At 69.9% G+C, this 17,785-nt stretch carries 13 protein-coding genes and 1 tRNA gene; 5 read left to right on the forward strand and 9 right to left on the reverse strand.

The window, feature by feature from the left end; translation table 11 throughout:
• Nucleotide 1: 1 nt before the first annotated feature.
• A complete protein-coding gene (locus Aco03nite_RS11485) occupies nucleotides 2-619 on the forward strand; it encodes an RNA ligase family protein (RefSeq protein WP_203795023.1) in 618 nt (205 codons plus the stop codon).
• On the opposite strand, the gene Aco03nite_RS11490 is transcribed toward Aco03nite_RS11485, so the two are convergent.
• From Aco03nite_RS11490 to Aco03nite_RS11510, 5 genes are all read right to left on the reverse strand, one after another.
• On the reverse strand, nucleotides 603-1,763 hold the full coding sequence (locus Aco03nite_RS11490; protein WP_203795024.1) for a nitric oxide synthase oxygenase: 1,161 nt from the start codon (nucleotides 1,761-1,763) through the stop codon (nucleotides 603-605). The genes Aco03nite_RS11485 and Aco03nite_RS11490 overlap by 17 nt on opposite strands.
• Before the next feature lie 133 nt (nucleotides 1,764-1,896).
• On the reverse strand, nucleotides 1,897-3,993 hold the full coding sequence (rho, locus tag Aco03nite_RS11495; RefSeq protein ID WP_203795025.1) for a transcription termination factor Rho: 2,097 nt from the start codon (nucleotides 3,991-3,993) through the stop codon (nucleotides 1,897-1,899).
• A gap of 294 nt (nucleotides 3,994-4,287) precedes the next feature.
• Complete coding sequence (gene thrB, locus Aco03nite_RS11500) at nucleotides 4,288-5,232, reverse strand: homoserine kinase (protein WP_203795026.1); 945 nt, start codon at nucleotides 5,230-5,232, stop codon at nucleotides 4,288-4,290.
• 22 nt (nucleotides 5,233-5,254) lie between these two features.
• Nucleotides 5,255-6,511 (reverse strand): MFS transporter, encoded by a 1,257-nt coding sequence (locus Aco03nite_RS11505; RefSeq protein ID WP_203795027.1) that lies wholly within the window; start codon nucleotides 6,509-6,511, stop codon nucleotides 5,255-5,257.
• Between the two features lie 64 nt (nucleotides 6,512-6,575).
• Nucleotides 6,576-9,833: an efflux RND transporter permease subunit gene (locus tag Aco03nite_RS11510; protein WP_203795028.1), complete on the reverse strand. Its 3,258-nt coding sequence runs from the start codon at nucleotides 9,831-9,833 to the stop codon at nucleotides 6,576-6,578.
• A gap of 156 nt (nucleotides 9,834-9,989) precedes the next feature.
• Here Aco03nite_RS11510 and Aco03nite_RS11515 point away from each other — a divergent pair, with 156 nt between their 5' ends.
• Nucleotides 9,990-10,439, forward strand: a complete 450-nt coding sequence (locus tag Aco03nite_RS11515; RefSeq protein WP_203795029.1) for a MarR family transcriptional regulator — start codon at nucleotides 9,990-9,992, stop codon at nucleotides 10,437-10,439.
• A gap of 26 nt (nucleotides 10,440-10,465) precedes the next feature.
• Here Aco03nite_RS11515 and thrC read toward each other — a convergent pair whose 3' ends face one another.
• Genes thrC through argS form a run of 4 tightly spaced genes read right to left on the reverse strand, consistent with a single transcriptional unit; the run spans nucleotide 10,466 to nucleotide 15,909 of the window.
• The gene (gene thrC / locus Aco03nite_RS11520; RefSeq protein ID WP_203795030.1) at nucleotides 10,466-11,515 is read right to left on the reverse strand and encodes a threonine synthase; all 1,050 of its coding nucleotides are present in this window, start codon (nucleotides 11,513-11,515) and stop codon (nucleotides 10,466-10,468) included.
• Between the two features lie 49 nt (nucleotides 11,516-11,564).
• Nucleotides 11,565-12,863, reverse strand: coding sequence for a homoserine dehydrogenase (locus tag Aco03nite_RS11525; RefSeq protein ID WP_203795031.1), 1,299 nt, complete (start codon nucleotides 12,861-12,863; stop codon nucleotides 11,565-11,567).
• On the reverse strand, nucleotides 12,860-14,245 hold the full coding sequence (gene lysA, locus Aco03nite_RS11530; protein WP_203795032.1) for a diaminopimelate decarboxylase: 1,386 nt from the start codon (nucleotides 14,243-14,245) through the stop codon (nucleotides 12,860-12,862). The genes Aco03nite_RS11525 and lysA overlap by 4 nt, the downstream gene beginning before the upstream one ends.
• Nucleotides 14,246-14,247: 2 nt before the next feature.
• Nucleotides 14,248-15,909, reverse strand: a complete 1,662-nt coding sequence (argS, locus tag Aco03nite_RS11535; RefSeq protein ID WP_203795033.1) for an arginine--tRNA ligase — start codon at nucleotides 15,907-15,909, stop codon at nucleotides 14,248-14,250.
• A gap of 86 nt (nucleotides 15,910-15,995) precedes the next feature.
• On the opposite strand from argS, the gene Aco03nite_RS11540 reads away from it, so the two are divergent.
• The 3 genes from Aco03nite_RS11540 (at nucleotide 15,996) to Aco03nite_RS11550 (ending at nucleotide 17,574) form a co-directional block, all read left to right on the forward strand.
• The gene (locus Aco03nite_RS11540; protein WP_203795034.1) at nucleotides 15,996-16,787 is read left to right on the forward strand and encodes a thioredoxin-like domain-containing protein; all 792 of its coding nucleotides are present in this window, start codon (nucleotides 15,996-15,998) and stop codon (nucleotides 16,785-16,787) included.
• A gap of 2 nt (nucleotides 16,788-16,789) precedes the next feature.
• Nucleotides 16,790-17,398: a DUF305 domain-containing protein gene (locus Aco03nite_RS11545; RefSeq protein WP_203795035.1), complete on the forward strand. Its 609-nt coding sequence runs from the start codon at nucleotides 16,790-16,792 to the stop codon at nucleotides 17,396-17,398.
• 104 nt (nucleotides 17,399-17,502) lie between these two features.
• Nucleotides 17,503-17,574: transfer RNA gene (locus Aco03nite_RS11550), tRNA-Arg, on the forward strand.
• Nucleotides 17,575-17,785: the final 211 nt, after the last annotated feature.

The following is a 17,785-nucleotide window of genomic DNA, read 5'->3' on the forward strand; positions in this document are numbered from 1 at the left end:
GGTGAAGTACCCGCGGACGTTCCATCTGCCCGACTCACCGGGAGCATCCGCCGACGACCGGATTCAGCACGATCTGTCCTGGCTGGACGGCGAGCTCGTGGTGACCGAGAAAATGGACGGCGGGAACCTCACCTTCACCCGCGACGGCATGCACGCCCGCTCGCTCGACTCCGGCACCCACCCGTGGGACCGGCCGGCGAAGGCGCTGTGGGCGATGACGTCGTACCGGATCCCGGACGGCTGGCGGGTCTGCGGCGAGTCCATGTGGGCTCGCCGCAGTGTGGCGTACACCGACCTGCCCGGGGTGTTCCTGGTCTTCGGCATCTGGGACGAGACGGACACCCTGCTGGGCTGGGACGACACCGTCGACTGGGCCCGCCGGCTGGAGCTGCCGATGGTCCCGGTGCTGTACCGGGGCGGCAGCCTGTCCGAGGCCCGCGCCGCCTGGGCCACGCAACGCGACGAGGAGCACTCCGAGGGTTTCGTGGTCCGGGTGGCCGGCCGGATCCCGCACGCCGAGTTCCCGCTCAAGCTGCTCAAGTGGGTGCGGGCCGAGCACGTGCGCACCGAGGCGTCCTGGCGCCACCGCGACGACTTCGCGGTCAACGAGTTCGCCTAGGGCAGCCTTTGGCCAGCTCCGCCGCCTCGTCGTCCAGGTAGAAGGCGGGGCGCTGGTCGAACTCGTCGTAGTAACGGTGGAAGACCGGGGTGATGCCGCCGGAGATCGGCGGGACGATCCAGGTCCAGTCGGCGGGCACCCGGCGGCCGGCCTTCTCCTCGTTGGCCAGATGTGTGACGAAACGCTGCGACTCGGTGTGGTGGTCGCTCATCTTGACCCCGGCCCGCTCGAAACTGTGCAGCACCGCCCGGTTCAGCTCGACCAGCGCCCGGTCCCGCCACAGCGTGGACTCCCGGCTGGTGTCCAGGCCGATCCGCTCGGCGATCAGCGGCAGCAGGTCGTAACGGTCCCGGTCGGCGAGGTTGCGGGAGCCGATCTCGGAACCCATGTACCAGCCGTTGAACGGGGCCAGCGGGTAGTGCACGCCGCCGATGGTGAGGCGCATGTTGGCGATGGCCGGTACCGCGTGCCAGCGCAGGCCCAGCTCGGCGAACCAGCCGAACTCCGGATGACTCAGCGGCACCTCGCGAATGACCCGCTCCGGCAGCTCGTAGACGCGCACCCCCTCGGCCGGCGTCTCGACCACCAGCGGCAGCACGTCGAACGCCTCGCCCTTGCCCCGCCACCCGAAACCCTGGACGGCCTCGGTGAACCCGACCTGCCGTGGATCCCCCACCGTCTGATCGTTCTCGGTCCGGTAGCCGGCGTACTTGATGAGCTGCTCGTTCCACACCCGGGCGTGCGGGCGGCCCGGCTGGGCCGGGGCGAAGATGCTGATCACCGGGCGGATCTGCCCGTCCCCGGCGGTCTGCAGGTGCTGGACGAGCAGCGAGTAGATCTCGTCGGCGGTCCGGGCCCGGCGCCGGTCCAGCACCATCAGGCTGCGCCAGTAGAGCCGCCCGATGCACCGGCTCGCGTTGCGCCACGCCATCCGCGCGCCGTGGGTCAGCTCGTCGGTGGTGTGCACGTACGTGCCGGTGGCGGCGACCTGCGCGCGGACGATGGCGAGTCTCGGTTCGACCGGCCCGAGCCGGGGGTTCTCGATGTAGCACCGGCGCAGGAAGTCCTCCGCCTCGCCGGGGTCCACAGGCGTGCCCGGATCCCAGGGTTCGGCCGGGCAATCCCGGTAACCGGGCACGAGCATCAGGGCGCCTCCGGACTGTCGTGGGACAGGGATACCGGAGGTTCGCACGACCGTGGATGGGCCGAATCAGACAGGTTGTGCGACAAAAACGCCGCGACCCACCCTTTCGAGTGGGTCGCGGCGTTTTGCGTGCTTATTCGCCAGGCGTCGACTTGGCGATCTGCATCAGGAACTCGATGTTGGTCCGGGTCTGCTTGAGCCGGTCCATCAGCAGGTCCAGGGCAGCGCCGCTCTCCAGCGAGCTGAGCACCTTGCGGAGCTTGTGGACGATCGCCAGCTCCTCCTTGCCCAGCAGGATCTCTTCCTTACGGGTGCTGGAAGCGGAGACGTCCACGGCCGGGAAGATGCGCTTGTCGGCGATCTTCCGGTCCAGCTTGAGCTCGGCGTTGCCGGTGCCCTTGAACTCCTCGAAGATGACCGTGTCCATCATCGACCCGGTCTCGACCAGCGCGGTCGCCAGAATGGTGAGCGAGCCACCGTTCTCGATGTTGCGGGCCGCGCCGAGGAAGCGCTTCGGTGGGTAGAGCGCGGTCGAGTCGATACCACCGGACATGATGCGGCCGGAGGCCGGCGCCGCCAGGTTGTACGACCGGCCGAGCCGCGTCACCGAGTCGAGCAGCACGACCACGTCGTGGCCCAGCTCGACCAGGCGCTTGGCCCGCTCGATCGCCAGCTCGGCGACCGTGGTGTGGTCCTGCGGCGGACGGTCGAACGTGGCCGCGATGACCTCGCCCTTCACCGTGCGCTGCATGTCGGTGACCTCTTCGGGCCGCTCGTCCACGAGCACGACCATCAGGTGGCACTCGGGGTTGTTGTGCGTGATCGCGTTGGCCAGAGCCTGCAGCACCATCGTCTTACCGGCCTTCGGCGGCGAGACGATGAGGGCACGCTGGCCCTTACCGATCGGCATCACCAGGTCGATGATGCGGGTGGTGAGGATGTGCGGCTCGGTCTCCAGCCGCAGGCGCTCCTGCGGGTAGAGCGGCGTGAGCTTGTAGAACTCGGGACGCCGGCGGGCCTCGTCGGGCTCCATCCCGTTGATGGTGTCCAGACGGACCAGCGGGTTGTACTTGTCCCGCCGCTGACCGTCGTTGCCACCCTCGCGCGGGGCGGACCGCACGGCGCCGGTGACCGCGTCACCGCGGCGCAGGCCGTACTTCTTGACCTGGGACATCGAGACGTAGACGTCGTTGGGACCGGAGAGGTAACCGGTGGTGCGGACGAACGCGTAGTTGTCCAGCACGTCCAGGATGCCGGCGACCGGGACGAGAACCTCGTCCTCGGCCACGTGCGGCTCCCGGCCCTCACGCTGCTGGCCACCGCGCTCGTCACGCGGGTTGTCGTCACGGTCCCGGCCACGACGGCGGTCCCGGAAACGGCTGCGCCGGCTGCGGCGGCCACCGTCACCGTCGGCGTCGTCGTCATCGTGACCCTGGTCACCACGCGGGCCACGGTCGTTGTTACCGCGGTCCTCACGCTGCTGCTCGTCCCGGCGGCCGTCACGCTGACCGTCGCGGGGGCCGTTGTCACGCTGGCCGTCACGCGGTCCACCGTCACGCGGTCCACCGTCACGCGGTCCACCGTCACGCTGGCCGTCGCGGGGCGCACCGTCGCGCTGCTGGCCGTCACGCTGGTTGCGCTGCCGGTCGCGGTTGCGCTCGCCACGCTCGGGACGGTCGCCCCGCTCGCCGCGCTCGGCCCGCTCGGGGCGCTCGTTCGTCTCGGCGGCCGGGGCGGGAGCCTCGACGGCCGGAGCCTGGGTGGCGACGGGGGCCTCGACGGTCGCCGTCTCCGTCTGGCGGGGCGCGGACTCGCGGGCCTCACGAGGCTCGCGGGTGGCCCGCTCACGGCGGCTCCGGGCGGGACGCTCGGCAGCCGGCGCCGGCTCGGCCACGGCGGTCTGCGGCGCCTCGACCGGGGTGGTCTGGACCGGGGCAGGAGCCGTGGCGACGGCCTCGGAGCTGTTGGTACGCGGGCGCGGGGCCGACTCGGCGGCTGCGGCGGCGGGGGCGCCGCCGCTCTGGCGCTCGGTGATCGCGGCGATCAGCTCACCCTTGCGCATCCGGGCGGTGCCGGAGATGCCGAGGGAGGCGGCGAGGCTCTGCAACTCGGGCAGCAGCATCGCGGACAGCCCGGTGCCGCCACGGCGGCGCTTCGTGGCGGTCGCGGTGGTGCCGGCGCCGTCAGCGACGTCAGAAACACCCGACGTCACGTCGGTGGTGTCGCTCAATGGATTCCTTCCGTCGGAAAAAGCCCGAGATCACCCGGAACTGCAGCGTGGGCCGGGTGCCCTCGGAACCCGCTTCGCAACAGCGGCGCGGGAGTTGTGCAGCACGGCAGCTCGACCGGTATCCCTGCCCGTCAGGGCTTGACGGGTAGGTCTCGGCGAGTGCAGCGATCAGGGTGTGCTGCCCGGCGTTTGCCTTGATGAGAATTGAGATAGGCCAGCTGGCCCAGAAATCTCGGGGGTGCGCCGAACCGCAGAGATCGCTTGCTTCGCGGCTGTGCTAGGTCTTGAGCGTAGTCAACTCGTGCGACCTGCGGCAACAGGGCCCCGCTCGGCGTGTTCCACCATACCCCCTTTCACACAAGCACCGGTGTCATCCACGCCCAGCACTTCGCCGCGCCAGTGCGCGCCCGGCTCGAAATCGGCCGGGACCTGCGTCAACGCCAGCACGGTGGGACCCGCGCCACTGACCATGGCGGCCACTCCGGCCGATCGGAGGGCGGTCACCAGAGCGGCGGTGGCCGGCATCCCCGCGGCGCGGTAGCCCTGATGCAGCCGATCCTCGGTGGCCGGCAGCAGCAGCGACGGGTCGGTCGTCAGCGCGTGGGTGAGCAGCGCGGCCCGCCCGGCGTTGAACGCCGCGTCCCGGTGCGGCACCTCGGCCGGCAGCGCCGCCCGCGCGGTGGCGGTGTACCCCACCTCGGACGGGATGAAGACCGTCGGCCGTACGCCCGGGGCCGGCGCGAGCTTGACGGCGCGCGCGCCGCCCTCCTCGGTCCAGGCGATGGTGAAGCCCCCGAGCAGGCAGGGGGCGACGTTGTCGGGATGACCCTCGATGCGTGCGGCGATCCGCAGTGCCGCCGCATCGTCGATGATCTCGTGACCGTTTGTGATCAGGCCGCGGGCCAGCTGCACCCCGCCGACGATCGCCGCCGACGAACTGCCCATGCCGCGCGCCTGCGGAATCCGGTTCACACACTCCAGCGCGATGCCCGGCGGGCGCTCACCGACCTCGTCGAAGGTCGTCAACATCGAACGGATCACCAGATGGTCGGCGCCGGACGGCAGGTCGCCGGCACCCTCACCGGTCACCGTCACGCTGAAGCCGCCGGTGGTCACGCGGGCCGTCAGGTCGTCGTACAGCGTCAGGGCCAGACCCAGGGCGTCGAAGCCCGGGCCCAGATTGGCGCTGGTCGCCGGTGTGCTGACGGAGACCGGATCGGTGACGAAGGACAAGCCCATATCGCCACATGCTAGGGGTTGATCATTTCCGGGGAAGCTCCCCGGTCCCGGTGGTCCCGAATGTCGGCTCGGCCGAAGGACTCAGCCGACGGGTCGCGATCCGCCAGACGATCGCATAGGTCAGGGTGATCGACGCGCAACCCGCGATGATCCACCGGGGGTCGGCGGTGGCGATCACCGCTCCGGCGCCGAGCTGGCTGACCGCGATCGCGAGCGTCGCCAGCATCATGTCGGTGGCGAAGACCCGCCCGCGCAGCGCGTCCGGCACCGCGCCCTGCAGAGCGAAGTTCGACAGCACCCAGTTGCTGCCACCGGCGAAGTGCGCGACGAAGACCAGCACCACGATCAGCGGGAACCACGGCGCGAAGGCCACGCCCAGGTAGCCCAGCCCGTACAGGCCCATCGACAGCGCCAGACCGGGTAGCAGCAGGGCCGGGCGGTTCAGCACCGGCCGCATCACCAGCGGGCCGATCAGCGCGCCCAGCCCGCGCAGCGCGAAGAGCAGGCCCAGACCGAGCGCGCCCACCCCGTGCGCCGCCGCGATCAGCGGGAAGACGGTGAGCACCCCGTTGCCGAGACCGACCGCCGACTTGACCGTGACCAGGGCCCGCAGCCGCGGCCGCTGGACGATGTAGCGCAGCGACTCGATCAGCGCGGCCAGGGCCCGGGGCGGCTCGGTGTCGCCGCTGCGCGGCGCCTGCATCGGCCGCTTGATCAGGGCGGTCAGAACACTGCCGGCGAGCAGCAGGATCGCGGTGACGGCAAAGCAGACGTACGGGCTGAACACCTGACTGACCAGGCCGCCCAGCGACGCGCCGACCACCGTCATGGTGCCCCAGGCCGAGCCGGCGATGGTGTTGGCCGCCGCCAGATCGGCCGGATCCACCACGTTCGGCAGGGCGGCCGAGGCGGCCGGGGTGTAGAACGCCTTCGCGATCGCGAGGGAACCGACCGCGACCAGGGCCAGCGGGGCGGTCTCCGCGGACCGGACCGCGAACAGCAGCAGCACCGACAGCAGGGCCGCGATGTTCGCCAGGACCAGGATCCGGCGCCTGTCGAACCGGTCCGCGACGGTGCCGGTGAACGGCAGCATCAACGCCAGGATCCCGGTGTCCACGGCCAGCATCAGCGCACCGAGCGTGCCGTTGCCGGTCAGCTCCGGCAGGAAAGCCAGCAGCGGGACCATGATGAACCAGTCGGCGCCGAGGACCACCAGCTCAGCGCCGAAGAGACGACGGAAGTCACGGTTGCGGGTAAGGACCGAGAACGCTGCTGGCACGTACCGACCTTATAGAAACGAGGCCCGGTCCCCCATCGGGACCGGGCCTCGTTCGCGATACCTGTCACTCAGCCGGGTTGACCGGCCCGGGCGGCATCTTCAGCACCTCGAACTGGTCGGTGAAGCCGCGCAGCGCGGACTTCACACCGGTCGGGCCGGTCGCCTCGGACCGGGCCTCGTGCGCCCCGCCCCGGCCGGCCGGGACCAGCTCCTCCTCGGCCGACTCGTCGGCGGCGTGCCGCGGCGAGCCCTTGCCCTCCCGCTTGGCCCGGCGCTTGTCCCGGGACCGCTCCTTGCGCTCCTCCACCAGCGTGTAGAGCGTCGGGACCAGCACCAGGGTCAGCAGCGTCGAGCTGAGCAGACCACCGATCACCACGATGGCCAGCGGCTGCGAGATGAAGCCGCCCTCGCCGGTGAGGCCGAGCGCCATCGGGATCAGCGCGAAGATGGTCGCGATCGCGGTCATCAGGATCGGGCGCAGCCGGTGCCGGCCACCCTCGATCACCGCCTCCCGCACGCCCAGGCCCTCGGCCCGGTAGTGGTTGATCAGGTCCATCAGCACGATCGCGTTGGTGACCACGATGCCGACCAGCATCAGCACACCGATCAGCGCGGGCACGCCCAGCGCGGTGCCGGTGACCTTCAGCAGGACGATCGCGCCGGTCGCCGCGAACGGGATCGACACCAGCAGGATCACCGGCTGCAGCAGGCTGCGGAAGGTGGCGACCATGATGATGAAGACGATCGCGATGGCGGCCAGCACGGCCAGCCCCAGCTGCTCGAACGCCTCGGCCTGGTCGGCGCCGACACCGGCGATCTCGTACTCCGCGCCGGGCGGCAGGTCCAGGGCGGTCAGCTGCTTGGTGAGATCCGCGCTGACCGTGGTCAGGCTGACCCCGGAGGCCACCGCGCCGGTGACCGAGGCGGTGCGGTTGCCGTCCACCCGGGTCACCGTCACCGGACCGTCGACCTGCTTGACGTCGGCCACCTGGTCCAGCGGGACGATGCCCTTGGCGGTGGTCAGCGGCAGGGCCTTGAGCGCGGCCGCGTCGGCCGGCGCGGCGCCGAACGAGATCACCACGTCCTGGCTGGCGCCGTCGATGCTGATCTGACCGGCCGGGGCGCTGCGGAACATGCCCGCCACGGTCTGGCCGATCTGCGCCTCGGTGAGCCCGGCGGCAGCCGCGGCCTTACGATCGACGACCACGTCCAGACGCGGGACGCTCTCCTTCAGAGTGGTGTCCACGTCGCTGACGCCGGTGACCCCGGCCATCGCGGCCCGGACCTGCTCGGTGGCGGCGGCCAGCACGTCGTTGTCGGCGGCGGAGACCTGCACGTTGAGGCCGCTGCTGCCCAGACCCGAGCTGTCCTGACCGATCTTGATCTCTCCGGCGTCGGTCAGCTGGTCGAATTTCTCGCGCAGCTCGGTGGTGAGCTTCTCGGCGTCGGCATCCTCGCCGAGCGCCACGTTGTACGACGCGACACCGGCCCCGCCACCCCCGGCGAACGGGTTGGCCGAGCTGCCGCCGACGGTCACCTGGTAGGTGACGACCTCGGAACGGCCCTTGAGGATGTCCTCGACCTTCTCGGCCGCCGCGTCGGTGGCCGCCAGGCTGGTGCCGGCCGGCATCTCCTGGCTGATCGAGATGCTGTCCTGCCCCGACTGGTCGAGGAAGTTCGTCTCCAGGCCACGGCCGAGGAAGACGGTACCGGCCAGCACCAGCAGGCCGAGCGCGATGGTCGTCCAGCGCCGGCCCGTGGCGAACCGGATCACCGGCAGGTAGGCGCGCTGCAGCGGGCTGCGCAGCTCCTTCTCCTCGGCGGCCTTGCGGACCGCCTCGGTGTCGGCGCCCGCGGGCGGCGGCTTGAGGAACCAGAACGCCAGCACCGGCACGATGGTCAGGGCCACCACCAGCGATGCCAGCAGCGCCACCGTCACGGTGATCGCGAAGGACGAGAAGATCTGCCCGACCAGGCCGCCGACCAGGGCGATCGGAGCGAAGACCGCGACCGTGGTGAGCGTGGACGCCACCACCGCGCCGGTGACCTCGCGGACCGCGCCGAGGATCGCCTGGACCTTCTCCTCGCCGTACTCCAGGTGTCGTTTGATGTTCTCCAGGACGACGATCGAGTCGTCCACCACCCGGCCCACCGCGATGGTCAGCGCGCCGAGGGTGAGCAGGTTCAGCGTGTAGTCACCGACCCACAGGGCGATCAGCGCGACCAGCACCGACAGCGGGATGGAGACCGCGGTGACCAGGGTCGAGCGGACGCTGAGCAGGAAGACCAGGATGACCACGACCGCCATCACCAGGCCGAGCAGGCCCTCGGTGGTCAGGCTCTCGATCGACCGCTCCACGAACGGCGCCTGGTCGGTGATCACCGTCAGCGTGGCGCCGGAGTCCTTCTGCAGCTCGTCGAGCATGTCCCGGACCTCGTGCGAGATCGAGACCGGGTTGCCGTCCGGGCGGGCGGTGACCGCGATGCCGAGGCTGTCCACGCCGTCGGTGCGGGTGTACGACTCGGCGGTCGGCAGCTTGCTCTCCACCGCGGCGATGTCACCGAGCAGCACCGGGCCACGGGCGCCGGACAGGTAGAGCCCCTTGAGCTGCTCCACCGAGGTGATCGGCGTGCCGACCTGCACGGTAAGCGATTTCTCCGCCTCGACGACGGCGCCGGCCGGGATGGAGATGCCGTTGGTCTGCAGCACCTGGGTGAGCGCCTGCGGGCTGACCCCGGCCGCACCCATCTTGGCCAGGTTGGGCGTGATCACCACCTGGCTGGCGCGGGCCCCGGTGACCTGGGTGTCGCGGACCCCCTCGATGCTGTTCAGCTCCGGGATCACGATCTCGTTGAGCTTGGCGAGCAGGTCCGCCTCGCCGGTGCCGCCCGAGGCGGCGAGCACGATCGCCGGGATGTCATCGGTGCCGCCGGCGAAGACCGTCGGGTCGACGCTCTCCGGCAGCTGCGACTGGATCCGGTTCACCGAGGTGGTGACCTGGTTGACGGCGGACTCGATGTCGGTGCCGAACTCGAACATCACGACGACGCTGGAGACGTTCTCCCGCGAGGTCGAGGAGACCGTGTCGACACCGCCGATGCCCTTGACCGCGTCCTCGATCGGCTTGGTCACCTGGGACTCGACGGTCTCCGGTGAGGCGCCGGGCAGAACCGCGCTGACGAACGCGGCGGGCAGCTCGATCGAGGGAAGGAGCTGCTGTTTGAGTGACGGGATCGCATAGATCCCGAAGCCGCTGATGACCAGGGCTATCAGGGCTACGAGACCTCGGTTGGCAAGGCTGAGCCGTGTCAGAGCTGACATGGGAGCTCCCCCGAGAAAGGTTCGGTCGATACTGATAGTTTGCATGACGCGAACAAATAGTTTTTCACCAGGGCTGCTGGTAACGTCCCGTCACAGGTTGGAAACACGAGCAAGGAGCGGGCGCTGAGCCAGAAAGAGAAGCTCATCGCGGACATCATGGGTTCGTCGATCCAGCTCGAGCACCTGTTCGCCGACGACCGCTCGGATCCGCTCTTCTCGTCGCACCTGACGATGTCGCAACTCAAGATCATGCTGCTGCTGTCCCGGCACGGCACCCTGTCCGGCGGTGAACTGGCCCGCCTGATCGGGGTCGGCGCGGCCGCCCTCAGCGGCATGGTGGACCGCCTGGTCGTGCAGGACCTGGTGACACGCGCGGAGGATCGGAACGATCGGCGGGTACGCCGGATCGGACTCACCAAGGCGGGGACCGAAGTCATCGAGGGCATCATCACGGCAGGGGTGGCGAAACAGCGCGAAATCCTCAGCCGGCTCTCAGCCGAGGAGTTGGCGATCGTGGCCCAGGCCATGGAACTGCTGGTCCGCGAAGCGGCCGCAGCCAGTCTGTCAGACCGGGCCGCGGCCGCTGGGGAAACTCCGGAAAGCTAGGTCCGCCACCCAGGACCTAGGCGGCTCTAGGCCAGGTCGAGGGCCTTCGCCGCGAGCAGGGCATCGTTGGCGATCACGGTCGGGGACGGGGCGGTGGAGATCGCCCACTCCGGGTCCTTCAGGCCGTGGCCGGTCACCGTGCAGACCACCCGCGAGCCGGCCGGGATCCGGCCCGCCTCGGCCTGCTGGAGCAGACCCGCCACGCTGGCCGCGCTGCCCAGCTCGACGAAGACACCCACCTCACGGGCGAGCAGCCGGTACGCGTTCAAGATGTCCCGGTCGGTGACCGCCGAGATCAGGCCGCCCGAGGAGTCCCGCGCGTCCAGCGCCTTGGTCCAGCTGGCCGGGTTGCCGATCCGGATCGCGGTGGCGATCGTCGACGGCTGCTCGACCACCTTGCCGTTCACGATCGGGGCGGCGCCGGAGGCCTGGAAGCCGTACATCTTCGGCAGACGGGTGCTGTTCCCCGCCTCGGCGTCCTCCTGGTAACCCATCCAGTAGGCGGAGATGTTGCCGGCGTTGCCGACCGGCAGGCAGTGGATGTCCGGGGCGTCACCGAGCGCCTCGACGATCTCGAACGCGGCCGTCTTCTGCCCGTGCAGGCGGAAGATGTTCACCGAGTTGACCAGCGCGACCGGGTAGTCCTGCGACAGCTTCGAGGCGAGCGCCAGGCAGTCGTCGAAGTTGCCGTCCACCTGCAGCAGGCGGGCGCCGTGCACGAGCGCCTGGGCCAGCTTGCCGAGCGCGATCTTGCCCTGCGGGACGAGCACCGCACAGGTGATGCCGGCCCGGGCCGCGTACGCCGCGGCGGAGGCGCTGGTGTTGCCGGTGGAGGCGCAGATGATCGCTTTCGCGCCCTCCTCGACCGCCTTGGAGACGGCCATCGTCATGCCGCGGTCCTTGAACGAGCCGGTCGGGTTGGCGCCCTCCACCTTCAGGTAGACGTCCGCCCCGGTGCGCTGGGAGAGCACCGGCGCCGGCACCAGCGGAGTGTTCCCCTCGTGCAACGAGATCACCGGGGTGGTGGCGGAAACCGGCAGACGGTCCCGGTACGCCTCGATCAAGCCCCGCCACATGGCCGTACTCCTCTTCGCTGTTCAAACCTCGGGATTTCGAGGCCATTATTCAGGACGGCGATCCCTCGACGCGAAGCACACTGGCGATGGAGCGGACGACATCCAGCCCGGACAGCGCCTCGACCGTGGCAGCGAGCGCCGAGTCCGGAGCGCTATGGGTGACGATGACCAATTTGGCGTCATCCGCACGGCCCGACTGGCGGACCGTCGCGATCGAGACCTCGTGCCGGGCGAAGACCCCGGCGACGCTGGCCAGGACGCCCGGTTTCTCGGCCACGTCCAAGCTGATGTGGTAGCGGGTCATCGACTCGCCGATCGGCCGGACCGTCAGCGAGGCGTAGTTGCTCTCGCTCGGCGCCCGGGTGCCGGTCAGCCGGTTCCGGGCGGCCGCGACGATGTCGCCGAGCACCGCGCTGGCGGTCGGCCGGCCACCGGCGCCCCGGCCGTAGAACATCAGCGGGCCGGCCGCCTCGGCCTCGACGAACACCGCGTTGAAGGCGTCGCCCACGCCGGCCAGCGGGTGGCTCAGCGGGATCATCGCCGGGTGCACCCGGACACTCACCGATTCGGCGGTGCGCTGCGCGATACACAACAGCTTGATGGTGCAGCCCATCTCCCGGGCACTGGCCATGTCACCGGCGGTCACCCCGGTCATGCCCTCACGGAACACGTCGGCGGCGGTGACCCGGGTGTGGAAGGCCAGCGAGGCGAGGATGGCGGCCTTGGCGGCGGCGTCGAAACCCTCCACGTCGGCGGTGGGGTCGGCCTCCGCGTACCCCAGCTCGGTCGCCTCTTCCAGGGCCTCGTTGAAGCCGGCGCCGGTGGAGGCCATCGAGGAGAGGATGAAGTTGGTCGTCCCGTTCACGATGCCGGTGACCGCGGTCACCCGGTCGCCGTGCAGGGACTCGCGCAGCGGGCGCAGCAGCGGGATCGCCCCGGCCACCGAGGCCTCGTAGTAGAGGTCCGCACCGCCCTCGGCGGCGGCGTCGTGCAGCGCGCCCCCGTCCTCGGCGAGCAGCGCCTTGTTGGCGGTGATCACGCTCTTGCCGGCCCGCAGCGCCTCGACCAGCCAGGTCCGGGCCGGCTCGATGCCGCCGACGACCTCGATGACCACGTCCACGTCGTCCCGCTTGACCAGGCCTAGCGCGTCGGTGGTGAACAGTGACGCATCGACCGGCAGGTCACCGCGCTCCCGGCCGAGACGCCGCACCGCGATGCCGACGAGCTCGAGCGGGGCGCCGATCCGGGCGGTCAGATCGTCGGCCTGTTCGTGGAGCAGCCGAACCACTTCGGTACCGACGACTCCGCAGCCGAGGAGAGCAAGGCGGATCGACTTCACGGGGCTCATCCAACATCCAATGCAAGCAGGTCGTCCTCGGTCTCCCGCCGCACGATGACGCGGGCGGCGCCATCACGCACCGCCACCACTGGCGGCCGAGGAACGTGGTTGTAGTTGCTGGCCATGCTCCGGCAATAGGCACCGGTTCCGGGGACCGCGAGAAGATCTCCGGGCTGCACGTCGGCGGGCAGGAATTCATCCTTCACGACGATGTCCCCGGACTCACAATGTTTTCCCACCACTCGGGCGAGCATCGGCTCCGCCACACTCTGGCGGTTGGCGACCGTGGCCGAGTAGGAGGCGTCGTACAACGCGGTCCGGATGTTGTCGCTCATCCCCCCGTCGACGCTCACGTAGGTGCGGATCCCGTCGACGTCCTTGACCGTGCCCACCTCGTAGAGCGTGAAGACCGAGGGGCCGACGATCGCCCGGCCCGGCTCGATCGACAGGTGTGGCTTGCGCAGCGACGCCAGCTCACACTCCGACTCGACGATCTTGTTGATGCGTTTGGCCAGGTCACCGGGGGTCGCGGGGTCGTCCTGCGTGGTGTACGCGATACCGAAACCACCGCCCAGGTCCAGCTCCGGCAGCTCCACCCCGCGGGCGTCGCGGATCTGTGCCTGCAGCTCCAGGATCCGCCGCGCGGCCACCTCGAAACCGCTGGTGTCGAAGATCTGCGAGCCGATGTGCGAGTGCAGGCCGCGCAGGTCGAGCACGTCCTCGTCGAGAATCTGCGCGGCGGCCGTGAACGCCGCCCCGCCGGCCAGCGAGAACCCGAACTTCTGATCCTCGTGCGCGGTCGCGATGAACTCGTGGGTGTGTGCTTCGACACCCACCGTCACCCGGACGAGCACACCGGGCCGCTTGTTCAGCTCGGTGGCCAGCGCGCTCAGCCGGGCGATCTCGTGGAACGAGTCGACGATGATCCGGCCCACCCCGGCGTCCAGCGCCCGGCGCAGCTCGGACTCCGACTTGTTGTTGCCGTGGAAGCCGATCCGCTCGGGCGGGAACCCGGCCGCCAGCGCCACCGCCAGCTCGCCGCCGGAGCACACGTCGAGGAAGAGACCCTCCTCCTCGATCACCCGGACCACGGCCTTGCAGATGAACGACTTGCCGGCGTAGTAGACGTCGGCCTCGGCGAAGGCGGCCGCGAAGTCCCGGCAGCGGGCCCGCAGATCCTCCTCGTCGAGCAGATAGGCGGGCGTGCCGTAGTCGGCGGCCAGCTCGGCGACGCCGACCCCGCCGATCTCCAGGGCGCCGGCGCCGGTGCGGGTCACGGTCCGCGGCCACAGCTGCGGGACGAGAGCGTTCACGTCCTCGGGAGAACGGAGCCAGGCCGGCCCGCGGCTGCCGAGTTCGCCGTGCAGGGCCCCGGCCTCGTGTGCGCGCATGCTTACATCCTCTCCGGAGCGGAGACCCCGAGAAGGTCCAAACCGTTGGCGAGCACCGTACGAGTGGCCTCCATCAGCCACAGGCGTGGTGCGGCGTACTCGGAAACCGGCTCGTCGCCCTTGGGAAGCACCTGACAGGCGTCGTAGAAGCGGTGGTAGTCGGTGGCCACCCGCTCCTCCAGGTACACCGCGATCCGGTGCGGCTCCCGCAGCTCGGCCGCGGTGGCGACCACTCCGGGGAAGTCACCGAGCGTCTTGAGCAGGTTCCGCTCGCGCTCGTGGGAGAGCAGCGCGGGGTCGTAGTCCTCGCCCCGGGCGACCTTCTTCTCCTCGGCGTTCTTCAGCAGCGAGCAGATCCGGGCGTGCGCGTACTGCACGTAGAAGACCGGGTTCTCGCTGGAGTTCCGGGTGATCTCCTCGATGTCCAGCGTCAGCATGGAGTCGGTCGAGGAGCGGGCCAGCGAATAACGGGCGGCGTCCGCGCCGACCGCCTCGACCAGCTCGTCCAGCGTGATGATGTTGCCGGCCCGCTTGGACAGCCGCACCGGTTGACCGGCCCGGACCAGGTTGACCAGCTGGCCGATCAGGATCTCGATGTTCTGCTTCGGGTCGTCGCCGGCACACGCGGCGATCGCCTTGAGCCGGCCGATGTAGCCGTGGTGGTCGGCGCCGAGCAGGTAGATGCAGCGGTCGAAGCCGCGCTCGCGCTTGTTGATGTAGTACGCCGCGTCGGCCGCGAAGTAGGTCTTCTCCCCGTTCGACCGGATCAGCACCCGGTCCTTGTCGTCGGTGAAGTCGGTGGTGCGCAGCCAGACCGCGCCGCCGTCGTCGAAGATGTGACCCTGCTTGCGCAGCGTCTCGATGGCGTGCTCGACCGCGCCACCGTTGTGCAGCGTCTGCTCGGAGAACCAGACGTCGAAGTGCACCCCGAACCGGTCCAGGCTCTCCCGGATCTCGGCGAGCATCAGCTCGTAGCCGCGGGCCATGAAGACCGGCAGGGCGGTCTCGGCCGGCTGACCCGCCAGACCTGGATCCACGCTGAGAATCTGCTGTGCGATCTCGGCGATGTAGTCGCCGCCGTAGCCGTCCTCCGGGGCCGCCTGACCATTCGCCGCCGCGAACAGCGAGCGCGCGAACTTGTCCATCTGGACACCCGCGTCGTTCACGTAGTACTCACTGGTCACCTCGGCGCCGGCGGCGCTCAGCACCCGGCGCAGCGAGTCACCGACCGCGGCCCAGCGGGTGTGCCCCAGGTGGATCGGGCCGGTCGGGTTCGCCGAGACGAACTCCAGGTTCACCCGCTCCCCGGCCAGGGCGGTGTTCCGCCCGTACGCCGCACCGGCGGTCAGCACCAGGCCGGCGAACGCACCGAGCGCCGCGTTCTCCAGCCGGATGTTGAGGAAGCCGGGGCCGGCGATCTCCACCGCCGCGATCTCGTCCCGCCGGCCCAGCTCCTCGGCGAGAGCCGTGGCGAGCTCACGGGGCGCGACGCCCGCCTTCTTGGCCACCTGCATGGCCAGGTTCGACGCGTAGTCGCCGTGCTCGGGGTTGCGTGGCCGCTCCACCGTCGTCGTGACGGGAAGCAGCGCGACGTCGAGTCCGCGCGTCTCGAAAACGGCACGAGCGGCTGAGAGAACGGTGTCAGCAAGGTTGGCGGGAGTCACTCAACCATGCTATCGGGGGTAGACTTCGGCGTTCGGCGGCCACCCGAGCCCCTGCCCTTCCCGTTTTGACGAATCGACGAGGCACGATGAGCATGAGCACCCCGGGGCCCGAACGGGTCCCGTCCACCGTCAAGGTCGACAAGACCACCGGTCAGGGTAAGCCCCCGGCGGGCAAGCCGTCCGGCGGTCGGCCAGGTGGCCCCAACCGGCCCGGAGGCAAGGGCGGGAAGAAGGGCCGCAAGCCCGTCACCCCGGTCAAGGTCGCGGGCGGTCGCAACTGGGGCCCGATCGCCGTCGCCGGTGTCGTCGTCCTCATCGCCGTCGGCATCATCGGCTGGAGCGTCGCCGCCTCCGTCCAGTCCGACAAGAAGGCCGGCATCCCCTGGGAGGAGCGGGCCTCCGCCATCGCCGACATCGTGAACTTCCGGGAGACCGACCCCGACCTGGTCAAGGGCAGCCAGCACAAGAACGGCGCGCTCACCTACGCCCAGGACCCGCCGGTCGCCGGCGAGCACAACCCGAGCTGGCAGAACTGCAACGGCATCGTCTACGACGCTCCGATCGCCAAAGAGCACGCGGTGCACAGCCTCGAGCACGGCGCCGTCTGGGTGGCGTACAAAGAGGGCCTCCCCGCCGACCAGGTCGCGAAGTTGGCCGCCAAGGTCGAGGGCCGGGAGAAGACCCTGATGAGCCCGTACCCGGGTCTCACCAACACCGTCTCCCTGCAGGCCTGGGGCTACCAGCTGAAACTCGACTCGGTCGACGACCCGCGCATCGACGAGTTCATCAAGGCCCTGCGCGTCAACGCCTCCATCGAGGGCCCGACCGCACTCTGCGACAGCGGCGTCTCCGCCACCGGCACCGCCCCGCAGAGCTGACCTTGAGTTCCCGCCGGTTCAGTTACTGGATCCCGGTCGCCCTGCTGCTGGGGATCGTCCTGGGCGCCGTCATCGGGTTCGTGGTGCCGCGCGGCGAAAGCCTGCCCGGCGACGACTCCCCCGAGGCCGGCTTCGCCCGCGACATGACCACCCACCACACCCAGGCCGTCGAGATGGGGCTGATCGCGTACACCCGCGCCCAGAACCCCGACGTCCGCACCATGGCCGTCGACATCGCCCTCAACCAGCAGGGCCAGATCGGCATGATGCAGGCCTGGCTCCGTGAATGGAGCCTCCAGCCGACCGGTAGCCAGACGCCGATGGCGTGGATGCCCAACGGCGCGGAGAGCGTGGTCAACGGTTTGATGCCCGGCATGGCCACTCAGGAACAGCTCAAACAGCTCCGCGAGGCCACCGGCCTGGAAGAGGACAAACTCTTCCTGGAACTGATGATCCAGCACCACCTGGGCGGCGTGCACATGGCCCAGGAGGTCATCAAACTCAGCAAGGACCAGGAGGTCGTGGAAGCCGCCGAGCTGACGGTCAACAGCCAGCAACGCGAGCTGACCGACATGCAGTCCCTCCAGAAGGAGATCAGCGCAGCCTCCTGACCAGCTACAACGAGCGGGCCGTCAGGGTTTCCCGGCGGCCCGCTCGTTATGAGCGATACCGGTTGGCCAGGCCGTTATGGGCCCTGCTAGTCTTTCCTCACTGAGCCCCCGTAGCTCAGGGGATAGAGCGTCGCCCTCCGGAGGCGAAAGCGCAGGTTCGAATCCTGCCGGGGGCACAATTGGGATTGGGCACCTGTGTCCGCGGAAAGCGCGGACCGGTGCCCATTGTGCTTTCCTTCCTGAGGCCCGAGCCTCAGACTCCGCGCCGTGGGGCTCCGCCCCCGGATCCCCGCACCATCGGTGGTTACGGTGAGTGATTCGGTGCGGCTTCAATCTTTTCTTTCGGTACGACTTGAGCACCGCCCTGCTTGCCGGTGTGCGGAGTCA

It is taken from the genome of Actinoplanes couchii (genome assembly GCF_016862075.1).
GTDB lineage: Bacteria > Actinomycetota > Actinomycetes > Mycobacteriales > Micromonosporaceae > Actinoplanes > Actinoplanes couchii.

Bases quoted from the DNA above. Each gene is read 5' to 3' on its own strand.
- Aco03nite_RS11490 (WP_203795024.1), bottom strand. From the start codon at position 1,763: ATGCTCGTGCCCGGTTACCGGGATTGCCCGGCCGAACCCTGGGATCCG.
- thrB (WP_203795026.1), bottom strand. From the start codon at position 5,232: ATGGGCTTGTCCTTCGTCACCGATCCGGTCTCCGTCAGCACACCGGCG.
- Aco03nite_RS11510 (WP_203795028.1), bottom strand. From the start codon at position 9,833: ATGTCAGCTCTGACACGGCTCAGCCTTGCCAACCGAGGTCTCGTAGCC.
- Aco03nite_RS11515 (WP_203795029.1), top strand. From the start codon at position 9,990: ATGGGTTCGTCGATCCAGCTCGAGCACCTGTTCGCCGACGACCGCTCG.
- thrC (WP_203795030.1), bottom strand. From the start codon at position 11,515: ATGTGGCGGGGCTTGATCGAGGCGTACCGGGACCGTCTGCCGGTTTCC.
- Aco03nite_RS11525 (WP_203795031.1), bottom strand. From the start codon at position 12,863: ATGAGCCCCGTGAAGTCGATCCGCCTTGCTCTCCTCGGCTGCGGAGTC.
- lysA (WP_203795032.1), bottom strand. From the start codon at position 14,245: ATGCGCGCACACGAGGCCGGGGCCCTGCACGGCGAACTCGGCAGCCGC.
- Aco03nite_RS11540 (WP_203795034.1), top strand. From the start codon at position 15,996: ATGAGCATGAGCACCCCGGGGCCCGAACGGGTCCCGTCCACCGTCAAG.